The sequence below is a fragment of the Bradyrhizobium sp. CER78 genome (assembly GCF_029846235.1).
Classification (GTDB): domain Bacteria; phylum Pseudomonadota; class Alphaproteobacteria; order Rhizobiales; family Xanthobacteraceae; genus Bradyrhizobium.
Map to the genome: position 1 here is coordinate 48479 of NZ_JARVWP010000019.1, position 21203 is coordinate 69681.

Below are 21203 nucleotides of genomic sequence, written 5' to 3' on the forward strand. Positions count from 1 at the left end.
TATTGACATTTCCGTCTCTCTAGGACCATTATTTCGTATGGCGGCATTGTCCTCGCTCGAACCCCAGACCGATCCGTCCTTTGCGACCACCCTGGCGCATGGGCTCGACCTGTTGGCCGCCTTCCGCAACCACGCAGGTCCGCTCTCAAATGCGGAGCTTGCCGAGCACACCGGCCTGTCGCGGCCGACCGTCTCGCGCCTGACCTACACGCTGGAGCAGCTCGGCTATCTCAGGCGCGACGCCAAGGGCCGCTTCGTGCTCGGGCTCGGCGTGCTCGCCGCCGCCTATCCGGTGCTGTCGTCGCTCAAGGTCCGCCAGCTCGCGCGCCCCCTGATGCGCGACTTCGCCGCCTACACCGGCGGCACGGTGTCGATCGCGATGCCGTTCGGGCTCGACTTCATCTATGTCGAGACGCTGCGCACGACGGACGCGGTGCCGCACGTGCCTGATGTCGGCTTCGTCTCCTCGCTGGCGCCAACCGCGGTCGGGCGCGCGCTGCTGTCGCTGTTCACGACGGACGAACGCGACGCCTATGTCGCGCGCGTCAAGGCCGAACGCCCCGAGGAGCTCGACTATGTCGAACGGCGCACGCTGCCGGACGTCGAGCTCTGCAACGAGCGGGGCTTTGCGGTCTCGCTCGGCGAATGGCGGCGCGAGATCTTTGGCGTCGCCGCGCCATTGTATCGCACGCCCGCCGGCGAATGCCTGTCGGTCAATTGCGGCATCCCCTCGTTCCGCTTCAGCGCCGAGCAGATCGAGCGCGAATGCGGGCCGCGCATCCTCGGGCTCGCCCGCAGCATCCGCTCGCTGGTGACGAATTACTAGAACACGCATCGCAACGAACGATGCGGCAGATCTGGGGAGGGAGACATGCGTGGCATCACGACCGCGATCGCCTTGCTCGTGGGCGTCATCACGGCGCTGAGCGGCAGCATCGGCGTGCGGGCGCAGGACAGTTATCCGAGCCGGCCGATCCACATCATCGTGCCCTACCCAGCCGGCGGCATCGTCGATATCGTCGCGCGCGCGGTGACGGAGCAGGTCGGCCGCGACTGGAAGCAGACCGTCGTGGTGGAGGCACGCCCCGGCGGCAACAGCAATATCGGCACCGCTGCGGTCGCGCGCAGCGAGCCCGACGGCTACACTTGGCTCGTCACCGGTCCCGCGCTGCTGGTCAACCCCGATCTCTACAAGGATGCCGGCTGGAACGCGGCCAAGGATTTCACGTGCGTCGGCCTTGCCGTCTGGAATCAGAGCGTGGCGTTGGTGCATCCGTCGATGCCGGTGAAGAGCATCGGCGAGTTCGTCGAGCTCGCCCGCAAGCAGCCCGGAGAATTCAACTTCGGCAATCCCGGCACCGGATCCTCGATCGACCTCAGCGCGCAAAAACTGTTTCAGGTCGCCGGCATCAAGCTGACCAATGTCGGCTACAAGGGCCAGCCGCAGGCGCTGATCGACCTGATGACCAACCTGATGCATTTCGAGATCGTCTCGCTCGAACTCGCGCTGCCGCACATCAAGGCCGGCAGCGTCAAGCCGCTCGCGGTGTTCACCGACAAGCGCGTCCCCGACCTACCGGACGTCCCGACGATTGCGGAAGCCGGCTTCACGGAAGCGGCCTACGTTCCCTGGTACGGCATCTACGTGCCGGCCGCGACGCCGGCACCGCTGCTGGCGAAGATCAATGCGGCGATCAACAAGGCGTTGCAGAATCCCGACGTGCAGCGGCAACTCTCGATTGCGAACATTCCGGGCAAGCCGATGTCGCTCGACGAGCTCGCCGCGCTGATGAAGGCCGATCGGCAGAAGCTCACCACCGTCGTCAAGACGTCGGGAATGGCGTTGCAGTAGATTCTGATTCAACTGTCAAACGCCTTATGGTTTCATCGTCCGGCTCGACCGGGCGATCCAGTATTCCAGAGACGTTTGCGCTTGAACCGAGAGGCCGCGGCGTACTGGATCGCCCGCCCTTGCCCTTGCGGGAACGACCCCACGGCTCCCCTCGGGCGTCGTCCCGGCGAAGGCCGCGACCCATACGCCGCGGCGGACGTCGCGAGCGGGACTTGTTGTACCGGTGTTGGGCGACAAGCAGTATCGGTGGTTATGGGTCCCGGCCTTCGCCGGGACGACGCTGAACTTGTTGCGCCACTACGCCGGCCCTCCCCGCAACCAGCCGCGCCCCGGCAAGGCCGCTTCGCATACGCATCATGCAATGGCGCGGCTGGGGAACGCGGTGCCGGCGTAGTACATGGCGATCCCGGAGACATTGTCAGGCATGCTCGAGAAGACTCCGATCACCGGCGCGGCAGCCGCGCCGATCACCGATGGATTGCCTTGGGAACGCCGCCGCTGGGCGGTGGCCGCGATCTTCACGGCGCTGGCAATGGCCTCGCTCGACACCGCGATCGCCAACATCGCGCTGCCCGCGATCGCGAACGATCTGCATGTCAGCCCTGCGGAAGTGGTCTGGGTCGTCAACGTCTATCAGATCGCCCTGGTCGCTACGTTGCTGCCGCTCGGCGCGCTCGGCGAAATCGTCGGCCATCAGCGGATCTATCTCGGCGGTCTCCTGCTGTTCACATTGGCGTCACTCGGCTGTGCGCTGGCATGGTCGCTGCCGAGCCTCCTGGTCGCGCGCACCTTGCAGGGGCTCGGCGCCAGCGGCCTGATGAGCGTCAACACCGCGCTGGTGCGCTTCGTGTATCCGAGCCGAATGCACGGCCGCGGCTTCGGCCACAATGCGCTGGTGGTCGCGACAGCTTTTACATTGGGGCCGACCATCGCCTCCGGAATCCTCGCGCTCGGGACCTGGCCCTGGCTGTTCGCCGTCAACCTTCCGTTCGGCATCGTCGCATTGCTGATCGGCCTGAAGACGCTGCCGACGACGCCGCGCGCCAAGCACAGCTTCGACTTTCTCGGCGCCGCGCTGGCCTGCGCCTGCCTCGGACTCTTCATCATCGGCATCGGCAGCGCCGCCCACAAGGCAACGCCTGCGCTTGTTATCACCGAGCTCGTCGGCGCGTTGGTGTTCGGCTGGATCCTGACCCGGCGGCATGCCGATCATCCGGCGCCGATGCTGCCGATCGACCTGTTCCGGCGGCCGATCTTTGCGCTGTCGGCGGCGACCGCGGTCTGCTCATTCGCTGTGCAGGGCCTCGCCTTCGTGTCGCTGCCGTTCTACTTCGAGGACATACTGCACCGCTCGCAGGTCGAGACCGGCTTCTTCATGACGCCCTGGCCGCTGGTGGTCGCCTTCATGGCGCCGATCGGCGGCCGGCTGTCGGACCGCTATCCGGCCGGCATCCTCGGCGGCATCGGCATGCTGTTGCTCGGGCTTGGCATGGTGCTGTTGGCGACCCTGCCGCCGGAGCCCAGCGTTGCCAACATCGTCTGGCGCACGATGATCTGCGGCATCGGTTTCGGCTTCTTCCAGACCCCCAACATGAAGGCGATCATGTCGAGCGCGCCGTCGCATCGCAGCGGCAGCGCCAGCGGCATCGTTGCGACCGCGCGGCTGATCGGGCAGACCACCGGCGCCGCACTCGCCGCGCTCTGTTTTGCACTCGCCGATCGCGAGGGTGCCACCGTGGCGCTGGCGTTGGGTGCTGGATTTGCCGCGCTCGGCAGCGTGATGAGCTTCCTGCGTTTGGCCGTCGCCTCACCGCAAAAGACATAACAGGCATGTAACGCGCGCAGGGGCGCGACCATACACCGCGGCATCAACTTTCTTCCGCGCTGCAAGCGCATATTCTTGATTTGAACCGTTCCAGTTTCGAGGCCAACATCGCCCCGAAGTCCGATCGGAGGATCGGACCATTCAGGGGAAAGCGATGGCAAACCTCAAAATCAACGGCAAGACAATCAATGTAGACGTCGAGGACGACACGCCACTGCTGTGGGCGATTCGAGAGAATGTCGGATTGACGGGGACCAAATACGGCTGCGGCATTGCACAATGCGGCGCCTGCACGGTGCATGTCGACGGCGTCGCGATGCGCTCCTGCGGCGTCACGGTCGGTGAAGTGGCCGGCAAGGACATCACCACGATCGAGGGCCTCGCGGCGGGCGGCGTGATGCACAAGGTGCAGCTCGCCTGGATCGCAAGCGACGTGCCGCAATGCGGCTATTGCCAGAGCGGCATGATCATGGCCGTCGCGGCGCTGCTGAAGGAAAACCCGAAGCCATCAGACGACGACATCAACGACGCCATCACCAATATCTGCCGCTGCGGCACCTTCCAGCAGGTGCGCGAAGCGATCCATGCTGCCGCGAACGCGTGAGGAGGCATCGATGAACCAGCACGTCATGCCGAAACTCAACCGCCGCGCCTTCGTGATCGGCACGGCAACCGCCGGCGCCGGCCTCGCGCTCGGACTCGATCTGCCGTTCGGCGGCCCCTCCGTGGTGCGCGCAGCCGACGGCGCGCCTGAAGTGAATGCCTGGGTCGTGATCCGGCCCGACGACACCGTGGTGATTCGCATCGCCCGCTCCGAGATGGGCCAGGGCACGCTGACCGGCCTCGCCCAGCTCGTCGCCGAGGAGCTGGAATGCGACTGGTCGAAGGTCACGACCGAATATCCGACACCCGGCCAGAGCGTCGCCCGCAAGCGCGCCTGGGGCGATTTCTCCACCGGCGGCAGCCGCGGCATCCGCACCTCGCAGGACTATGTCCGCAAGGGCGGCGCCACCGCGCGCGTGATGTTGATCCAGGCCGCCGCCAACGAGTGGAAGGTACCGGCCGCGGAGTGCAAGGTCTCCAACGGGGTGATCACCCACGCGGCATCGGGCAAGACCACGACCTACGGCAAGGTCGCGGAAGCCGCCGCCAAGCTCGAGCCGCCGGCCGACGTCAAGCTGAAGGACCCGAAGGACTGGACCATCGCCGGCAAGGGCCTGAAGCGGCTCGACACCGTCGACAAAACCACCGGCAAGATGATCTACGGCATCGACGTCAAGCTGCCGGGCATGCTGAACGCGGCGATCAAGGACTGCCCGGTGTTCGGCGGCAAGGTGAAGAGCTTTGACGAAGCCAAGATATCAGGCATGAAGGGCGTCAAGAAGGTGGTGCCGGTCGGCGACAGCGCGGTTGCCGTCGTCGCCGACACCTGGTGGCACGCCAAGACCGCGCTGGATGCGCTGCCGATCGTCTGGGACGAAGGCGACAACGCAAGAGTCTCCAGCGAGACGATCGCGAAGTGGCTTGCCGAGGGTCTCGACGATGAGCAGCCGGCCTATGTCGGCAACCAGAACGGCAACGCAAAGGCGGCGATCGCAAGCGCGGCCAAGAAGGTGGAAGCGGTCTACAGCTATCCCTACCAGAACCACGCCACGATGGAGCCGATGAACGCCACCGTGCTCTACACACCTGATAAATGCGAGGTGTGGTGCGGCACGCAGAATGGCGAAGCGGCGTTCGCGGCAGCGCTGGAGGCTTCCGGCCTGCCGGCCGAGAAGGTCGACGTGCACAAGCTGATGCTCGGCGGCGGCTTCGGCCGGCGCGGCATGACCGATTATGTCCGGCAGGCGGTGGCGATCGCCAAGCAGATGCCGGGCACGCCGGTCAAGCTGCTATGGTCGCGCGAAGAGGACATGCAGCACGGCAAATATCACCCGGTCACGCAGTGCAAGCTGACCGGCGCGTTCGATGCCGACAACAACCTGGTCGCGCTGCACTACCGGTTGTCCGGCCAATCCATCCTGTTCTCGGTGCGTCCCGAAGCGCTGCAGAACGGCATGGACCCCGCCGCGTTCCAGGGCGTCGCACAATCCGGCGAGGCAGCGATCGGCTATTCGGTGCCGAACCTGCTGGTCGAGCATTCGATGCGCAACCCGCACGTCCCGCCAGGATTCTGGCGCGGCGTCAACGTCAATCACAACGCGATCTACATGGAATGCTTCATGGACGAGCTCGCCCAGGCCGCCGGCCAGGACCCGCTCGAATTCCGCCGCAAGCTGATGGGCAAGAATCCCAAGCATCTCGCCGTGCTCAATGCGGTCGCCGAGAAGATCGGCTGGGATACGTCGGCGCCGAAGGGCATCTATCGCGGCATCGCGCAGGTGATGGGCTATGGCAGCTATGTTGCCGGCGCCGCCGAGATCTCGGTGACCGACGGCAGCAAGATCAAGGTGCATCGCATCGTCGCCTCCACCGATCCCGGCTATGTCGTCAATCCGGCGCAGGTGGAGCGGCAGATCGCGGGCTCCTTCGTCTACGGCCTCAGCGCGCTGTTCTACGGCGGCTGCACCGTGAAGGACGGCCGCATCGAGCAGACCAATTTCGACACCTACAACTCGATGCGCATCAACGAAATGCCGAAGGTGGAAGCCGTGATGGTGCCGAGCGGCGGGTTCTGGGGCGGCGTCGGCGAGCCGACCATCGGCGTTGCGGCGCCGGCGGTGCTCAACGCCTATTTCGCCGCAACAGGAAAGCGCATCCGCTCTTTCCCGCTGCGCAACCAGAACATCTCCTTCGCCTGAGCAAACCCGAAGCGGCGGTCCGAGCGGCCGCCGCTTCCTTTTTTCGGATTGTCCTGCATGGCCGTCACGCGTCATCAGACGCGCAGGGATGTGGTCCGTGGCGCTGTTGCCGTCGCAGCGGCCGCACTGGCGTGTCCGGCGCCGGCGCAAGGCACAGCGCGCATCGCGGTGATCGGCGGCGGCTTCGGCGGCGCGGCCTGTGCGCGGGCGCTGCGGCGGCTCGACGCAAAACTTCAGGTCACGCTGATCGAGCCGAACAAGACCTTCACCGCCGGCCCGTTCAGCAATGAGGTGATCGCCGGCCTGCGCGAGCTTTCGGTGCAGCAATTCAGCTACGACAAGGTTGCGGCCGACGGCATCACGATCGTCGCGCAGGCGGCCAGCAAGGTCGACGCCCAGGCGCGCAGCATCACGCTCGCCGACGGCACGACGCTGTCCTATGACCGGCTGGTGCTGGCCCCCGGGATCGACATGCATTTCGGCGCCCTGCCCGGCTATGACGAGCCCGCCGCCGAGAAGATGCCGCACGCCTGGAAGGCCGGCGAGCAGACCATGCTGCTGCGCAGGCAGCTCGAGGCCATGGACGACGGTGGCCTCGTCGTGATCGCGGTGCCGGCCGCGCCGCTGCGCTGTCCGCCCGCGCCTTACGAGCGCGCCAGCCTGATCGCGCATTACCTGAAGGCGAACAAGCCGAAGTCGAAGATCCTGCTGCTCGACGCCAAGGACAATTACTCGCAGCAGAAGCTGTTCGAGAAGGCCTGGGCAGAGCTCTATCCCGGCATGATCGAGCGCATCGCGCTGTCGCAAGGCGGACGGGTGACGTCGGTCGATCCGGCGACCAACGAGATCGTCACCGACTTCGGCAATTACACCGCCGCAGTCGCCAATGTGATCCCGCCACAACGCGCCGGTCGCATCGCCGAGATCGCGGGCGCCGCCGACCACACCGGCTGGTGCCCGATTGATCCGGTCAGCTTTGCCTCCAAGCTTGTGCCCAATGTCCACGTCATCGGCGATGCCGCGATCGCCGGCGGCATCCCGAAATCGGCCTCCGCCGCGGCGGCGCAGGGCCGGGCCTGCGCGGCGGCGATCGTCAACGCGCTCGCGGGCAAGGCACCGGAGACGCCGCGGCTCGACGGCGCCTGCTACAACACAGTCGCTCCGGGCTACGCGTTCTCGTTGAAGGGCATCTATCAGCCGAAGGAAGATCAGTATGCCGAGGCCGAGGTGACCACGAGTCCGGTCGACGCGCCACGCGAGATACGCCAACGCGAGGCCGATCAGGCGGTCGAGTGGTTCAAGACCATCACGGGAGATGCCTTTGGCTAGGCGCTCCCTCATCGTATCGCTTGCAGCGATTGCGTTCGCAGCTTGCGCGCCCGCAGGAGCTGAGGAATTGCAGCCCTACACTGTGGTCGGCGATGCGATTTCAGCTTCGCTGACGGGAACCAAGGGCGACGCGACCCACGGCCGTGCGCTCGTGGTCGAGCGTTCCAGCACTTGCATCCTCTGCCACAGCGGCCCATTCCCCGAGCAGGCGTTCCAGGGCGACCTCGCGCCGAACCTGTCCGGAAGCGGCGGCCGCTGGTCGGAAGGGCAATTGCGACTCCGGCTGGTCGATGCGGCGCATCTCAATGCGGCGACGATCATGCCGTCCTATTATCGCGTCGATGGACTCACGCGCGTCGGCGCCTCATGGCGCGGCAAGCCGATCCTGTCGGCGGAGCAGATCGAGGATGTCGTGGCCTATCTGATGACGCTGAAGAACTAGGACCAAGCATGGCGAATTCGGAACACACCCGGCGAACGTTTTTCGGCCTCACTGGCGGAGCCGCGGCGCTGGTGATCGTGCGCCCGGTCGACGCGACGCCGGCGATGCTGTCGGCTGCGATCCGCAACGTCGTCGGCGAAGCCAATGTGCGCACCGGCAAGGTCAAGCTCGACATTCCGCCGCTGGTCGAAAACGGCAACACCGTGCCGATGACGGTCAGCGTCACGAGCCCGATGACGGCGGACGAGTATGTGAAGAGCATCCATGTCTTCAACGAGAAGAACCCGCAGCCGAACATCGGCAATTTCTATCTCGGGCCGCGCGCCGGGCGCGCCCAGGTCTCGACCCGCATCCGCCTCGCCGACAGCCAGAAGGTCACCGCGATCGCGCGGCTCTCCGACGACACGTTCTGGTCGGCGACCGCAGACGTCGTGGTGACGCTCGCCGCCTGCACCGAGGAGGCGATCTGATGCCGTCGGCCTTGATCAACGTGCCGAAGAAGGCCAAGCGCGGCGACGTCATCGAGATCAAGACGCTGATGTCGCACATCATGGAGACCGGCTATCGCCACACTGCATCCGGCGACGTGGTGCCGCGCGACATCATCACCAGCTTCACCTGCCGCTTCAACGGCATCGAAGTGTTCCGCGCCGATCTTTATCCGGCGATCGCCGCCAATCCCTTCATCACCTTCTTCGCGACGGTGACCGAGAGCGGCAAGTTCGAGTTCGAGTGGATCGGCGACAAGGGATTTTCGGAGACCGCATCGGCTTCGATCACGGTCGAATGAGGATTGCGCTCTGCATCGCGCTGCTGACGGCAATGGCGGGCGCGGCGCTCGCCACCGAGATTTCGCTGGACCAGCGCCGCTCCGGCTACAGTTTCATGAGCGCGGACACCAAGGCGATGCAGGACGAGGACACCGCCAATCCAGGCATGCTGTTCGTGCTCGATGGCGAGGCGTTGTGGAAGCGCAAGGCCGGCAGCGCGGACAAGGCCTGTGCCGACTGCCACAGTGATGCGCGCGTAAGCATGAAGGGCGTCGCGGCGCATTATCCTGCTTTCGAGAAGACGCTGGGAAAGCCGGTCGATCTCGAAGGGCGGATCAACCTTTGCCGCAGCAATCACCAGCAGGCCTCGCCCTTCGCCTATGAAAGCCGCGAGCTGCTGGCACTGACCGCCTATGTCGCGCAGCAATCGCGCGGCGTGCCGATCGCAGCCGGCGACGATCCGGACCTCGCACCATTCGTCGAAAAGGGCCACGCATTGTTCGTGCAGCGGCAGGGCCAGCTCAATCTGGCCTGTGCCAACTGCCACGACGATAATTGGGACAAGAAGCTCGCGGGAAGCCCGATCACGCAGGGTCAACCGACCGGCTATCCGCTCTATCGGCTGGAATGGCAGGCGCTGGGGTCGTTGCAGCGCCGGCTGCGCGCCTGCATCACCGGCATCCGCGCGCAGGCCTATGATTACGGCTCGCCCGAACTGGTCGAGCTCGAGCTTTACCTGATGACGCGGGCGCGCGGCATGCCGGTGGAGACGCCGGCCGTCAGGCCTTAGCCGCATCATTGAGAGCGACGCGAAGCAACCCATTACTCCCGGCTGTACCGGAAGATGGATTGCTTCCTCGCTTCGGCGCAAAATTGCTGTGCAATCTTGCGCGAACCCTTCGCAATGACGGGGCTAGAGGTCAGTGCGAAGATTTAACGCTCGGCGAACGCCTTCTCCACCACGAACTGCGCGGGCTCGCCGTGATTGCCTTCGACGAAGCCGCGGCCGTTCAGCAGCGTGCGGGTGTCGGCGACCAGCGCCGGCGAACCGCAGATCATGACGCGGTCATGCGCGGCATCGAGTGCCGGCAGGCCGATATCGGCGAACAGCTTGCCCGAGGTGATGAGGTCGGTGATGCGGCCGCGGTTGCGGAACGGATCGCGCGTCACGGTCGGATAGTAGATCAGCTGGTCGCGCACCAGATCGCCGATCAATTCGTCCTGCGGCAGTGTCTCGGTGATCATCTCGCCATAGGCGAGCTCCTTGACGCGGCGGCAGCCATGCAGCAGCACGACCTTCTCGAACCGGTCATAGGTCTCGGGATCCTTGATCACGCTGAGGAACGGCGCGAGGCCGGTTCCGGTGCCGATCAGATAGAGGTTGCGGCCGTCCTCGAGGTTGTCGATGACCAGCGTGCCGGTGGCCTTGCGGCTGACGATGATCTCGTCGCCTTCCTTCAGGTGCTGAAGGCGCGAGGTCAGCGGGCCGTCCGGCACCTTGATCGAGAAGAACTCGAGCGTGTCCTCGTAGTTGGCGCTGGCGACGCTATAGGCACGCAGCAGCGGCTTCTCCCCCACCTTGAGCCCGATCATGGTGAACTCGCCGTTGCGGAAGCGGAACGACGGATTGCGCGTGGTTTTGAAGGAGAACAGCGTGTCGGTCCAATGATGAACTCTGAGGACGCTTTCCTGGTTGAAATTGCTCATCGCACCAATCCCTGATTTGCGCTGCGGCGGGGGACTTGAATCCTGTTGACCGGCCGGATCGTTTGTATACGATCATTCGTATACAAACGAATAATCCGGCTTGATCGAAAAGTCAAGCCGGGCTCAAATTCCCGGGCAATTCCGGAAGAAAGCAGAAGGAAACCACCCATGGCTCACGACGCGCCCCAGGCCAGCGGCCCCAGCAAGCTGGTGATCCGCAATATCGGGCTCTTGCTGTCGGGAGCTTTGGAAAAGCCGATCCTGGACGCCGATACCATCGTCGCCGAGAACGGCAAGATCACTGCGATCGGCCGCCTCAAGGATGTCGATACCGAAGGCGCCACCACGATCGTCGATGCCATGGGAACGACGGTCGCGCCCGGCCTGATCGACAGCCACGTCCATCCCGTCGCCGGCGACTGGACGCCGCGGCAGAACCAGATCAACTGGATCGACAGCTATCTGCATGGCGGCGTCACTACCATGATCTCGGCCGGCGAAGTGCACATGCCGGGGCGGCCGCGCGACGTGGTCGGCGTGAAGGCGATGGCGATCTTCGCCCAGCGCGCGTTCTGGACGCTGCGGCCCGGCGGCGTGAAGGTGCATGCCGGCGCGCCGGTAATCGAATGCGAGATGGTCGAGGACGACTTCAAGGAAATGGCCGCCGCCGGCGTCAAGCTGCTCGGCGAGGTCGGGCTCGGCGGCGTCAAGGACGGGCCCACCGCGCGCAAGATGGTCGGCTGGGCGCGCAAATACGGCATCCAGAGCACGATCCACACCGGCGGCCCGTCGATCCCGGGCTCAGGTCTGATCGACAAGGACGTGGTGCTGGAGGCCGACACCGACGTGGTCGGCCACATCAATGGCGGCCACACGGCGCTGCCCGACGATCAGATCCGCTGCATCTGCGAGGGCTGCAAGCGCGGGCTCGAGCTCGTGCACAACGGCAATGAGCGCTCGGCGCTGTTCACGCTGCGCACCGCGCGCGAGATGGGCGACCTGCACCGCGTCATCCTGGGCACCGACGCGCCGGCCGGCTCCGGCGTGCAGCCGCTCGGCATCCTGCGGATGGTCTCGCTGCTGTCCTCGCTCGGTGAACTGCCCGCCGAGCTGGCGTTCTGCCTTGCGACCGGCAACACCGCGCGGATGCGCGAGCTCGACTGCGGCCTGATCGAGGTCGGCCGCTCCGCCGATTTCGTGCTGATGGACAAGGCGCAGCATTCGCCGGGCAAGAACATCCTGGAGAGCGTTCAGCTCGGCGATCTTCCGGGCATCGGCATGACCATCATCGACGGCATCGTCCGCACCCAGCGCAGCCGCAACACCCCGCCGGCAGGCAGGGTGCCGGAGATCGTGGCGAAGTAAGGGGCAATTGTACGACCCGTCATCCTGAGGTGCGAGCTCTTGCGAGCCTCGAAGGATGCACGGCCCGCCTACGTCCGCGCGGCGAAAGCCGGGCCGCCGCCCTTCGAGGCTCGCCGAAGAGGCAAGCACCTCAGGGTGACGGTGTTAGATTTGTGTCAACGCAATTTCCCCAGCAATGCGATCAGCGTCTCGCGCTCCTTGGCGTCGAGTGGCGCCAGCGTTTCCCTGGAAATGACCAGCGCATTCGGTGCGGCCTTGTCGGCCATCTGCTGGCCTGCGCGCGTGAGACTCACCAGCAGCCGGCGGCCGTCATTGGGATCGGGCGCGGTCTCGGTCAGGCCGCGCGCGGTCAGCCGATCGATCACGCCCTTGATGGTCGCGACGTCCATCGAGGTCAGCCGCCCCAATTGGTTCTGCGAGCAGGCGCCGACCTCCGACAGCTTCGACAGCGCCGCCCATTGCGTCGGCGTCAAATTGATGCCGATCTCGCGGGCGAAGATCACGGCATGGCGCTGCGACACCTGGCGCAGGATGAAGCCGATCTGTTCATCCAGCACGTAGCCGGGCTTGACCGCCTTGACGGTTCGCTTCTGTGCAGCACTCCTCGCCATCATTCTACCTCGCCGTTACAGCGACAGATGCGCATCGCGGATATCCGGACGCGCATCGAGTTCCGCCATGGTGCCGCCAAAACAGATCCGGCCGCGCTCGATGATGTAGGCGCGATCGGAGATCAGCCGGGCGAAATGCAAATTCTGCTCCGACACGACGATGCTGACGCCCTCTTTCTTCATCGCCAGGATCGCATCAACCATCTGCTCGACGATCTTGGGCGACAGCCCCTCCGAGGGTTCATCGAGCAGCACCAGCGACGGATTGCCCATCAGCGTGCGCGCGATCGTCAGCATCTGCTGCTCGCCGCCGCTCATGCGTCCGCCGGGCCGGCCGCGCATCTCGCCGAGATTGGGAAACAGCTTGAACAGTTTTTCGCGGTCCCATTGCGGCGCGCCCGCGCGCTTCGGCTGACGGCCGACCTCGAGATTCTCCTCGACCGTGAGATCCGTGAATATGCGCCGCTCCTCCGGCACGTAGCCGAGGCCGCCGCGCACGATCGCATGCGTCGGCAGATCGGAGACATCCCTGCCCTCGAACATCACGCGACCGGAGCGATTCTCGACCAGGCCGACGATGGAGCGGAACGTGGTCGACTTGCCGGCGCCGTTGCGGCCGAGCAGCGCCACCACCTCACCCTCGCCGACCTCGAGCGCGATGTCGAACAGGATATGCGCCGGGCCGTAGAAGCTGTTGAGGTCCTTCACCGTGAGCTTCATGCCGATGCTCCCTCGCGATGCCGGGCGTCGTAGAGCAGGCCTTCACCGAGATAGATCGCCCGCACCTGGGCATTGCCGCGGACCTCCTCGGGCGATCCTTCGGCAATCAACGTGCCGCGATTCAGCACCAGGATACGGTCGGCATGCTCGAACACCACGTCCATGTCGTGCTCGGTGAAGAGAACACCGATCGACTGCTCGCGCGCGATCCGCGCGGTGAGACGCATCAGCTCGACGCGCTCGCGCGGCGCCATGCCGGCGGTCGGCTCGTCCATCAGCAGCAGCTTCGGCTGGTTGGCGAGCGCGATCGCGAGCTCCAGCCGCTTGACGTCGCCATAGGCGAGCTCGCCGCAGGGCCGCTCCGCATAAGCACCCATCCCGACCAGGTCGAGCAGCCGCCCGGCCTCGTCGCGCGCGTGGCGCCCGGTCGAAGCCCACAGATTGAACAATTGCCCGCCGTGCGACACCAGCGCGACCTGCACGTTCTCGCGCACCGTCATGGTCGGGAATGTCGCCGCGATCTGGAAGGTGCGGCCGACGCCCATGCGCCAGATCACGCGCGGCTTCTTGCCGGTGGTCTCCGCGCCCAGCACGCGAATGCGGCCGCTATCGGGGATGTTCTGGCCGTTGAGCATGTCGAAGCAGGTGCTCTTGCCGGCGCCGTTCGGCCCGATCAGCGCCAGGATTTCGCCGGCGCGCAGTTCAAACGAGACGCCGCGCACAGCGTGCACGCCGCCGTAGGATTTGGTCAGCCCCTCGACCGACAGCAATGTGGGAACCATGCTCATTCGGCGCTCTCGATGCGGGAGGTCAGCAAGGGCGACGACGCCGATGACGAGGATTTGCGCCGCCGATGCATGAAAGCTTCCAGCGTGCCGACGATGCCCTTCGGGAATGCGACCACGATCAGCACGACGAAACCGCCAAGCACCAGCTTGGAGAGATCGGTCTGGCTGACCAGCCAGATGTTGAGCGCCTTGTAGACGATGGCACCGACCACCGCGCCCGACACCGTCTCGACGCCGCCGAGCAGCACCATGACCAGCGCATCGACCGACAGCGAGATGCCCATGTTGTCCGGGAATACGCTGCCTTTGAGGTAGGCGAACAGCGCGCCGGCAAGGCCTGCGACCGTGCCTGCGATCACGAAGGCGGTCCACTGGATACGCTTGCCGTTGATGCCGATCGCTTCGCTGCGCAGCGGAGAATCGCGCGTGGCGCGCAGTGCAAAGCCGAACGGCGAGAACACGATGATGCGCAGGATCACCACCGCGAGCGCGGCGATGCCGAGCGACAGCCAGTAGAAATGCGACGGGCTCGCCGCCCATTTCTCCGGCCAGACCCCGAGAATACCGTTGTCGCCGCCGGTGACCGACACCCACTGGAATGCGATCGACCACACGATCTGGGCAAACGCCAAGGTCAGCATCGCGAAATAGACGCCGGAAAGCTGCACCGCGAAGAAGCCGAACACCGCAGCACCCATCAGGCCCAGCAGCGGCCCGAGCAGCAGGCACGCGATCATCGGCAAGCCCGCCATCTTGGCGAGCAGCGCCACGCCATAGGCGCCGAGGCCGAAATAAGCGGCGTGGCCGAACGAGGCGAGCCCGCCGACCGACATCAGGAAGTGTAGGCTGACCGCGAAGATCACGAAGATCGCGATCTCGGAGCCGACGGTGAGCAGGTAATTGCCGGCGACGAACGGCAGCGCGGCGGCGACGATGAGCACGGCGATCGCGGCAAGCCGCTCGTTCGTCGTCAGCGGCCGCCACGGATTGACCGCGAGGCCCGGCGTGCGCCGCGCCGGCGCCTCCGGCTTGCCGAACAGGCCCCACGGCCGGACGATCAGCACCACCGCCATCACCAGGAACACCAGGATGATGGAGATCTTCGGGAAGATCAGGATGCCGAACGCGTTGAGCTCCGACACCAGCACCGCGGCGACAAAGGCGCCGATGATGCTGCCGAGGCCGCCGATCACGACCACGACGAAGACCTCGACGATGACGCGCAGATCCATCGCGTGGTTGACCGCATCGCGCGGGATCTGCAGTGCGCCGCCGAGCGCAGCAAGGAAGACGCCGAGCGCGAACACGCTGGTGAACAGCCATTTCTGATTGACGCCGAGTGCCGCGACCATGTCGCGGTCCTGCGTCGCGGCGCGCACCAGCACGCCCCAGCGGGTGCGCTGGAACAACAGCCAGAGCACGCCGAGCACGACCGGACCGAGCACGATCAGGAACAGGTCGTAGCTTGGAATATTCTGGCCGAAGAAATCGATCGCGCCCTTGAAGCCCGGCGCGCGGCGGCCAACCAGGTCGTCCGGCCCCCAGATCAGCACCACGAGGTCCTCGACCATCAGCGTGAGGCCGAAGGTCGCGAGCAGCTGGAACAGCTCAGGAGAATGATAGATCCGGCGCAGCAGCACCATCTCGACCAGCACGCCGATCGCAGCCAGCGCCAGCGCCGCGACGACAATGCCGCCCCAGAAGCCGAACGCGCCGGCGAAGCGCTCGGTCAGGGTGAAGGCGACATAGGCGCCGAGCATGTAGAACGCGCCATGCGCGAAGTTCACGATCCGCGTCACGCCGAAGATGATCGACAGACCCGAAGCGACCAGGAACAGCGACGCCGCGCTGGCAAGACCGGTCAGGAACTGGACGACGTAGAAAGCCATGGGCGGTCCGCGTTGGAGATCAAAAGCGTCACTTCGTAGGGCGGGTTAGCGCAAGCGTAACCCGCCGTCGGTTCGCGTAAGCAAGGCGGTGGGTTACGCCTTCGGCTAACCCACCCTACGCAGGCAGAGAGGCCTCAATCCTTCGGCCGCATCTTCTCGATCTCGGCATCGCTGGGCAGATAGTCCGAACCCTTGCGATAGGCGGTGTCGACCATGATGCCCTTGCCGTCCTTCAGCGCGGTCTTGCCGGTGAAGGCCCCGAGCGTCGACTGGTGATCGATCTTGCGGAAGGTGATCTCGCCGAACGGCGACGGCATCGAGATGCCCTCGGCCGCCGCGATCAGCTTCTCGGGATCGCTCGAGCCGGCCTTGGCGAGGATCGCCGCGGCCGCCTTGATGGTCTGGTAGCCGACGATCGAGCCGAGCCGCGGATAGTCGTTGTACTTGGCCTGATAGGCCTTCAGGAATGCGTCATGCTCGGGCGTCTTGATCGAGTACCAGGGATAGCCGGTGACGATCCAGCCTTCCGGTGTCTCGTCCTTGAGCGGATCGAGATATTCCGGCTCACCGGTCAGAAAGCTCACCACCGTACGGCCCTTGAACAGGCCGCGGGTGTTGCCCTCGCGCACGAGCTTGACGAGGTCGGCGCCGAAGGTGACGTTGAGGATCGCCTCCGGGTTCGCCGCGGCAGTCGCCTGCACCACCGGGCCGGCGTCGATCTTGCCCTGCGGCGGCCACTGCTCGTCGACCCACTGGATATCGGGCCGCTTTTCCGACATCAGCTTCTTGAATACTGAGACCGCCGACTGGCCGTATTCATAGTTCGGCGCAATCGTCGCCCAGCGTTTTGCGGGAAGTTTTGCGGCTTCCTCCACAAGCATTGCCGCCTGCATGTAGTTCGACGGCCGCAGGCGGAAAGTATACCGATTACCCTTCGACCACGTGATCGCGTCGGTCAGCGGCTCCGCGGCGAGGAAGAACACCTTCTTCTGGTTGGCGAAGTCAGAGACAGCGAGGCCGATATTAGAGAGGAAGGTGCCGGTGAGCATCGCGACGTTTTCGCTCGACACCAGCTCGTTGGCCGCGGTCTGTGCATCGGCCGGCTTGCCGCCGTCATCCTTGGAAATGACGACCAGCTTCTTGCCGTTGATGCCGCCGGCCGCATTGATCTCCTCCACCGCGAGCTGCCAGCCCTTGCGATAGGGCTCGGTGAATGCCGGCAGCAACGAGTAAGAGTTGATCTCGCCGATCTTGATTTCACTCTGCGCCGACGCCGCCGTCGTCACGGCGCCCGTTGCCATGGTCGCGACCGCGATCGCCAATCCCGCCCCTACGAAATAACCACGCATCCCGTCCTCCAGTTTTTCTTGAAAGAGATTATCGCAATCCGTCTTCGCCTTTGACCTCGTCAACCGTCAGCCCGCCGACGCGCGGCAACGGCCGGCCGCTGTCGGTCACCGCAACCGCGACCATGATCTCGTTGGCCCGCGGCGCGTCGTTGATCTGCACCTCCATGCCGTCGAAATGACTGCGCACGAAAGCTGCGTCCTTGTGCCCAAGCGGAATGTCCAACGTGGTGCCGGGACCGGAGCGCTTTTTCGAGGACGGGATCAGCGCCGCGCCCTTCGAGAGCACCTTGCGCACCGGCGCGCCCATCTTCGGATGCAGGATCGCGGCCGCATGCTCGAGCTCGCCATTCTCGCCGACAGCGGCGGCCTTGCCGTAACTGTGGGCCTTGGCGCCATCGATGCCGAGCGCGGCGACGGCCCGCTTCGAGAGCAATTCGCCAAGCTCCTCGCCGATCGCGATCAGCGGCGATAGATCCTCGACATAGCGGCCGGCAAAGGGGTTCTCGATCACAGCGATCGCGGCGGCGCGCCGGGTCGGCGGTGCGATGGTCTTGCCCATCTCCAGATGGGTCTCCTCGACCACGGTGACGATCTTGCGAATGACGGCGCTCATCTTGCCTCGCTCCCGGTCATGCCTGCAGCATGTTGTTTATCGTTGGTCCCTGAAACGCGTGCGACGCCGGCGCCGCAAGCCCAGTTGCACCGACAATTCGCGTTTCGCCCAGTAGACGCAATGCCGCGCCCTCGATCAATCCCGACGTCAGGAGCATGCGTGCCTGCGCCACCCCCGCTTCCAGGGCCTGCTCGATCTCGTGTTCTCCCAAGGCCCCGACATCGCGCGTCACCAGCCGTACGCCGAGGTCGCTGTCGGGCTGCAATTCGCTCGCAGGAACGCGCAGGATCGCGGGATGGCCCGGCAAATCGACCGCATTGGCGATCACGGTCGCCGCGGCATCCGCCTGCGACGCCGTCCGTGCAAGGACCGTGACGGCATCGGCGATGCCGAGCGAGAAGCTGCGGCCGTGGCGGCCGCTGGTCGCGATGCCACGGACCGGCATCTCGGCATCGACCGAGATGGTATGCATCACGCCGTGACGGTCGGGCCGGTCCATCAGGCCGACCGTGAATTGTTCGCCAACGCCGAGATGCAGGGCGATATCGCCACCATTGTTGACATAAGCGCGCTCGAGCGCCGCAGCCTGCAGCATTGCGTGGAGGATTTCCTCGGCGACCGAGCCCGCGACCGCCGCCATCGGCGTAATGAAGCAATCGGCGGCAAATGGCGCGACCGCCGCATGCATGCGCCGCGCGACCACGCCCATCAGCGCGCAATGATCGGGACGCGCCGCACTACGGAGTTCGGCAAGCTCCATGCAGAGCTCGTCAAGCAATCCGGTGAAGCGATCCGCCGCGGCCCGGTAGGCAGCGCTGACGTCGGCATCCCTGCCCTTCGCCTCGATGATCAGATCAATGGGGCCGTCCTGCAAATGCAGCCGCTTGCCGTCAGGAAGAAGCGCGATTTGCGGGAGCCTTTTCATGCGCGCCGCCCCGGGAGAAACGGCATCGGCTTGATCTCGGCGCTGTCCCGCAGCGATGACAACGGCCGAACATAATCCATGTGGCCGCCGAGCGCTGCGTAATCCGACAGCCGCATCGTGAACTCGATCGGCGCCACCAGCGCCGGCGTCGGCACATAGCCGAACGCGCCGGCCGGCATCTGCGTCACATCGACCATGAAGGTGATGCCGCCGCCGGGCCAGACATAGACCGGCGCACCGCCGCTGGTGACCCTTGTGAGCGCGTCCTTGACCGAACGCGTCAGCCGCACCGGATTGTCGGTGACCCCGGCGCGCAGCGATCCGCCCGCGCCGCCCATGAACAGCACGGTGCACAGCGCCGGTTCGCAGTTCTCCTGGATGCGCTCGACCGAGAAGCGGAGATCCGCCGGCATTTCGGTCTCGACCGGCTTCAAGGCCTCGTCGAGCACGTAATAGGACGCATGCTCGCCCGTCGTCGACACCATCAGCATCGTGAGCCCGGGCCGCGCCTCCTTGGCATTGAAGGGCCCGAGGATCGACAGCGGATCGGAGATGTTGGTGCCGCCCCATCCCGTGCCGGGATCAGCGACCTGGAAATAGCGGCCCGGCGTCGAACGGCGCCCCTTCATCTTGATGCCGGTGTCGGCGATGTCGAGCAGCTTGCCGGCCTGGTGCTCGCTGAGCACGCCGGTGATGTGGTCGTCGACCACCACGACCTCGTCGACCTTGCCGTGCCACTGCTTGGCGAACATGCCGATGGTCGCAGAACCGCAGCCGACCCGCATGCGCTCTTCCGCCACACCGTTAACGATCGGCGGCTTGCCGGCCTGCACCACGACGGTGGCGCCGCCGTCGATCACAAGCTCCACCGCCTTGCAGTTGGAGAGATCCATCAGCGTGTCGCAGGTGACGCGGCCCTCCTTCTTGGAGCCGCCGGTCAGATGATGCACGCCGCCGAGCGAGAGCATCTGCGAGCCATATTCGCTGGTCGTGACATGGCCGACCGCCTCGCCGTCGGCGCGCACGGTCGCGGTCTCCGGACCGAGATAGCGGTCGGTGTCGATCTTCACCTTGACGCCGCAATAGGAGAAAATGCCCTCGGTCACCACGGTGACCATGTCGACGCCGTCGACTTCCGACGATACGATGAAGGGTGCCGGCTTGTAATCCGGATAGGTGGTCCCGGCGCCGATCGCGGTGACGAAGAGGTCGGGCTGCCGGACGATCTTGCCGTCCCAGTCGCCGCTCACCTGGAACGGAACCAGCTTGCCGCCATGCGAGACCGTGCGCTCCAGCACGACATGCGGATCGACACGCACCAGCGTGCCGTCGTGATTGGCGTAGCGATCGCAGGCGCCGGCCGCGCCCGGCTTGATGTAGCACATCACCGGACAGGCATCGCAGCGGATCTTGTCGCCGGCGGCGACGGTCATTGTGTCAGCCATCGTGACCAAGCCTGGACTTGTGGTGGCGGTCGATCATACTGCGCTTCCGCCTCCCTGCCTATATCATTCGTATACGAATGATCCTGCGCGCAGGTCTCAAGCCTGTCAAGCGGCCTTTGCGATCAAACTCTGCCCTACGCTTGCGCACCCTGTTCATAAAGCGTGCACTCGCTGCAGCGCGGCATGCCGCCGCTTGCACGTTTGTATACAAACGTTATCCTCGCCCGCGATCGGACGCTGACATTGCAGCGCAAACATCAAGGGAGAACCGGGGCAATGCGCCTGACCGTCAACGGCAGGAATCATGATGTCGACGCCGCTCCCGACACCGCATTGCTTTACGTGCTGCGCAACGACCTGGCATTGAACGGACCGAAATATGGCTGCGGGCTCGGCGAGTGCGGCGCCTGCGCGGTGCTGATAGACGGCGTCGCCGCGCGCGCCTGCGTGATTCCGATCGAAGGCTGCGCGGGGCGCAGCATCGTCACGCTCGAAGGCCTCGGCACGCGCGAGCACCCCGATCCCGTGCAGGATGCCTTCATCCGCGAGCAGGCCGCACAGTGCGGTTATTGCCTGAACGGAATGATCATCACCACCAAGGCGCTGCTGACGCGCAATCCCAATCCGTCCGAACATGAGGTGCTGGAAGCGCTGCGCTACAATCTCTGCCGCTGTGGCGCACATATCGAAATCATCCGCGCGGCAATGCGCGCCGCCGGCCACACGCTCGAGGCACGCGACTGATGCCGGAAGCACGCTCTCCCGAGCAACG

The 21203-nt window shown here is 65.4% G+C and carries 21 protein-coding genes; 12 read left to right on the plus strand and 9 right to left on the minus strand.

What is annotated here, in order from left to right; genetic code table 11:
• Window positions 1–37: 37 nt before the first annotated feature.
• The 10 genes from QDT69_RS30580 to soxA all read left to right on the plus strand — a co-directional run bounded on the left by QDT69_RS30580 (window position 38) and on the right by soxA (window position 9809).
• Complete coding sequence (locus QDT69_RS30580) at window positions 38–826, plus strand: IclR family transcriptional regulator (protein WP_279710186.1); 789 nt, start codon at window positions 38–40, stop codon at window positions 824–826.
• A gap of 45 nt (window positions 827–871) precedes the next feature.
• Window positions 872–1852 carry a tripartite tricarboxylate transporter substrate-binding protein gene (locus tag QDT69_RS30585; RefSeq protein WP_279710187.1) on the plus strand — a complete coding sequence of 327 codons (981 nt, stop codon included), beginning with the start codon at window positions 872–874 and terminating at the stop codon, window positions 1850–1852.
• Window positions 1853–2276: 424 nt separating this feature from the next.
• Window positions 2277–3677 carry an MFS transporter gene (locus QDT69_RS30590; protein WP_279710188.1) on the plus strand — a complete coding sequence of 467 codons (1401 nt, stop codon included), beginning with the start codon at window positions 2277–2279 and terminating at the stop codon, window positions 3675–3677.
• A gap of 154 nt (window positions 3678–3831) precedes the next feature.
• Window positions 3832–4281: a 2Fe-2S iron-sulfur cluster-binding protein gene (locus tag QDT69_RS30595; RefSeq protein ID WP_279710189.1), complete on the plus strand. Its 450-nt coding sequence runs from the start codon at window positions 3832–3834 to the stop codon at window positions 4279–4281.
• A 10-nt stretch (window positions 4282–4291) separates the two neighbouring features.
• Window positions 4292–6478 carry a molybdopterin cofactor-binding domain-containing protein gene (locus QDT69_RS30600; protein ID WP_279710190.1) on the plus strand — a complete coding sequence of 729 codons (2187 nt, stop codon included), beginning with the start codon at window positions 4292–4294 and terminating at the stop codon, window positions 6476–6478.
• A gap of 57 nt (window positions 6479–6535) precedes the next feature.
• The gene (locus QDT69_RS30605) at window positions 6536–7807 is read left to right on the plus strand and encodes an NAD(P)/FAD-dependent oxidoreductase (RefSeq protein WP_279710191.1); all 1272 of its coding nucleotides are present in this window, start codon (window positions 6536–6538) and stop codon (window positions 7805–7807) included.
• Entirely contained in the window at window positions 7794–8249 is a 456-nt protein-coding gene (gene soxX / locus QDT69_RS30610; protein WP_279710192.1) for a sulfur oxidation c-type cytochrome SoxX, read from the plus strand. The genes QDT69_RS30605 and soxX overlap by 14 nt, the downstream gene beginning before the upstream one ends.
• Window positions 8250–8257: 8 nt before the next feature.
• A complete protein-coding gene (locus QDT69_RS30615) occupies window positions 8258–8719 on the plus strand; it encodes a SoxY-related AACIE arm protein (protein ID WP_279710193.1) in 462 nt (153 codons plus the stop codon).
• Window positions 8719–9039 carry a thiosulfate oxidation carrier complex protein SoxZ gene (soxZ, locus tag QDT69_RS30620; protein WP_279710194.1) on the plus strand — a complete coding sequence of 107 codons (321 nt, stop codon included), beginning with the start codon at window positions 8719–8721 and terminating at the stop codon, window positions 9037–9039. The genes QDT69_RS30615 and soxZ overlap by 1 nt, the downstream gene beginning before the upstream one ends.
• On the plus strand, window positions 9036–9809 hold the full coding sequence (gene soxA / locus QDT69_RS30625) for a sulfur oxidation c-type cytochrome SoxA (protein WP_279710195.1): 774 nt from the start codon (window positions 9036–9038) through the stop codon (window positions 9807–9809). The genes soxZ and soxA overlap by 4 nt, the downstream gene beginning before the upstream one ends.
• Before the next feature lie 143 nt (window positions 9810–9952).
• Here the strand turns inward: soxA and QDT69_RS30630 are convergent, their stop codons facing one another.
• Window positions 9953–10726: a ferredoxin--NADP reductase gene (locus tag QDT69_RS30630; protein WP_279710197.1), complete on the minus strand. Its 774-nt coding sequence runs from the start codon at window positions 10724–10726 to the stop codon at window positions 9953–9955.
• Window positions 10727–10894: 168 nt separating this feature from the next.
• Between QDT69_RS30630 and QDT69_RS30635 the strand changes: the two genes are divergently transcribed.
• Window positions 10895–12091, plus strand: coding sequence for an amidohydrolase family protein (locus QDT69_RS30635; RefSeq protein WP_279710198.1), 1197 nt, complete (start codon window positions 10895–10897; stop codon window positions 12089–12091).
• A gap of 155 nt (window positions 12092–12246) precedes the next feature.
• Here QDT69_RS30635 and QDT69_RS30640 read toward each other — a convergent pair whose 3' ends face one another.
• The 8 genes from QDT69_RS30640 to QDT69_RS30675 all read right to left on the minus strand — a co-directional run bounded on the left by QDT69_RS30640 (window position 12247) and on the right by QDT69_RS30675 (window position 20431).
• A complete protein-coding gene (locus tag QDT69_RS30640; RefSeq protein ID WP_279710199.1) occupies window positions 12247–12702 on the minus strand; it encodes a MarR family winged helix-turn-helix transcriptional regulator in 456 nt (151 codons plus the stop codon).
• Window positions 12703–12717: 15 nt separating this feature from the next.
• Window positions 12718–13422 carry an ABC transporter ATP-binding protein gene (locus tag QDT69_RS30645; RefSeq protein WP_038383941.1) on the minus strand — a complete coding sequence of 235 codons (705 nt, stop codon included), beginning with the start codon at window positions 13420–13422 and terminating at the stop codon, window positions 12718–12720.
• Entirely contained in the window at window positions 13419–14210 is a 792-nt protein-coding gene (locus tag QDT69_RS30650) for an ABC transporter ATP-binding protein (protein ID WP_279710200.1), read from the minus strand. Before QDT69_RS30650 ends, QDT69_RS30645 begins: the two co-directional genes overlap by 4 nt.
• The gene (locus QDT69_RS30655) at window positions 14207–16099 is read right to left on the minus strand and encodes an ABC transporter permease (protein WP_279710201.1); all 1893 of its coding nucleotides are present in this window, start codon (window positions 16097–16099) and stop codon (window positions 14207–14209) included. Before QDT69_RS30655 ends, QDT69_RS30650 begins: the two co-directional genes overlap by 4 nt.
• Window positions 16100–16233: 134 nt before the next feature.
• A complete protein-coding gene (locus QDT69_RS30660) occupies window positions 16234–17400 on the minus strand; it encodes an ABC transporter substrate-binding protein (RefSeq protein WP_279710276.1) in 1167 nt (388 codons plus the stop codon).
• Window positions 17401–17476: 76 nt separating this feature from the next.
• Window positions 17477–18061 (minus strand): amino acid synthesis family protein, encoded by a 585-nt coding sequence (locus tag QDT69_RS30665; protein ID WP_029078203.1) that lies wholly within the window; start codon window positions 18059–18061, stop codon window positions 17477–17479.
• A 16-nt stretch (window positions 18062–18077) separates the two neighbouring features.
• Entirely contained in the window at window positions 18078–18986 is a 909-nt protein-coding gene (locus QDT69_RS30670) for a UPF0280 family protein (RefSeq protein ID WP_279710202.1), read from the minus strand.
• Complete coding sequence (locus QDT69_RS30675) at window positions 18983–20431, minus strand: 6-hydroxynicotinate reductase (protein WP_279710203.1); 1449 nt, start codon at window positions 20429–20431, stop codon at window positions 18983–18985. Before QDT69_RS30675 ends, QDT69_RS30670 begins: the two co-directional genes overlap by 4 nt.
• Window positions 20432–20707: 276 nt before the next feature.
• Here QDT69_RS30675 and QDT69_RS30680 point away from each other — a divergent pair, with 276 nt between their 5' ends.
• Entirely contained in the window at window positions 20708–21175 is a 468-nt protein-coding gene (locus tag QDT69_RS30680; protein WP_279710204.1) for a 2Fe-2S iron-sulfur cluster-binding protein, read from the plus strand.
• Window positions 21176–21203 lie beyond the last annotated feature (28 nt).

Coding starts and splice junctions, on each gene's coding strand:
- QDT69_RS30580 (WP_279710186.1), top strand. CDS start 38: ATGGCGGCATTGTCCTCGCTCGAACCCCAGACCGATCCGTCCTTTGCG.
- QDT69_RS30585 (WP_279710187.1), top strand. CDS start 872: ATGCGTGGCATCACGACCGCGATCGCCTTGCTCGTGGGCGTCATCACG.
- QDT69_RS30590 (WP_279710188.1), top strand. CDS start 2,277: ATGCTCGAGAAGACTCCGATCACCGGCGCGGCAGCCGCGCCGATCACC.
- QDT69_RS30595 (WP_279710189.1), top strand. CDS start 3,832: ATGGCAAACCTCAAAATCAACGGCAAGACAATCAATGTAGACGTCGAG.
- QDT69_RS30600 (WP_279710190.1), top strand. CDS start 4,292: ATGAACCAGCACGTCATGCCGAAACTCAACCGCCGCGCCTTCGTGATC.
- QDT69_RS30605 (WP_279710191.1), top strand. CDS start 6,536: ATGGCCGTCACGCGTCATCAGACGCGCAGGGATGTGGTCCGTGGCGCT.
- soxX (WP_279710192.1), top strand. CDS start 7,794: ATGCCTTTGGCTAGGCGCTCCCTCATCGTATCGCTTGCAGCGATTGCG.
- QDT69_RS30615 (WP_279710193.1), top strand. CDS start 8,258: ATGGCGAATTCGGAACACACCCGGCGAACGTTTTTCGGCCTCACTGGC.
- soxZ (WP_279710194.1), top strand. CDS start 8,719: ATGCCGTCGGCCTTGATCAACGTGCCGAAGAAGGCCAAGCGCGGCGAC.
- soxA (WP_279710195.1), top strand. CDS start 9,036: ATGAGGATTGCGCTCTGCATCGCGCTGCTGACGGCAATGGCGGGCGCG.
- QDT69_RS30630 (WP_279710197.1), bottom strand. CDS start 10,726: ATGAGCAATTTCAACCAGGAAAGCGTCCTCAGAGTTCATCATTGGACC.
- QDT69_RS30635 (WP_279710198.1), top strand. CDS start 10,895: ATGGCTCACGACGCGCCCCAGGCCAGCGGCCCCAGCAAGCTGGTGATC.
- QDT69_RS30640 (WP_279710199.1), bottom strand. CDS start 12,702: ATGGCGAGGAGTGCTGCACAGAAGCGAACCGTCAAGGCGGTCAAGCCC.
- QDT69_RS30645 (WP_038383941.1), bottom strand. CDS start 13,422: ATGAAGCTCACGGTGAAGGACCTCAACAGCTTCTACGGCCCGGCGCAT.
- QDT69_RS30650 (WP_279710200.1), bottom strand. CDS start 14,210: ATGAGCATGGTTCCCACATTGCTGTCGGTCGAGGGGCTGACCAAATCC.
- QDT69_RS30655 (WP_279710201.1), bottom strand. CDS start 16,099: ATGGCTTTCTACGTCGTCCAGTTCCTGACCGGTCTTGCCAGCGCGGCG.
- QDT69_RS30660 (WP_279710276.1), bottom strand. CDS start 17,400: ATGGCAACGGGCGCCGTGACGACGGCGGCGTCGGCGCAGAGTGAAATC.
- QDT69_RS30665 (WP_029078203.1), bottom strand. CDS start 18,061: ATGAGCGCCGTCATTCGCAAGATCGTCACCGTGGTCGAGGAGACCCAT.
- QDT69_RS30670 (WP_279710202.1), bottom strand. CDS start 18,986: ATGAAAAGGCTCCCGCAAATCGCGCTTCTTCCTGACGGCAAGCGGCTG.
- QDT69_RS30675 (WP_279710203.1), bottom strand. CDS start 20,431: ATGGCTGACACAATGACCGTCGCCGCCGGCGACAAGATCCGCTGCGAT.
- QDT69_RS30680 (WP_279710204.1), top strand. CDS start 20,708: ATGCGCCTGACCGTCAACGGCAGGAATCATGATGTCGACGCCGCTCCC.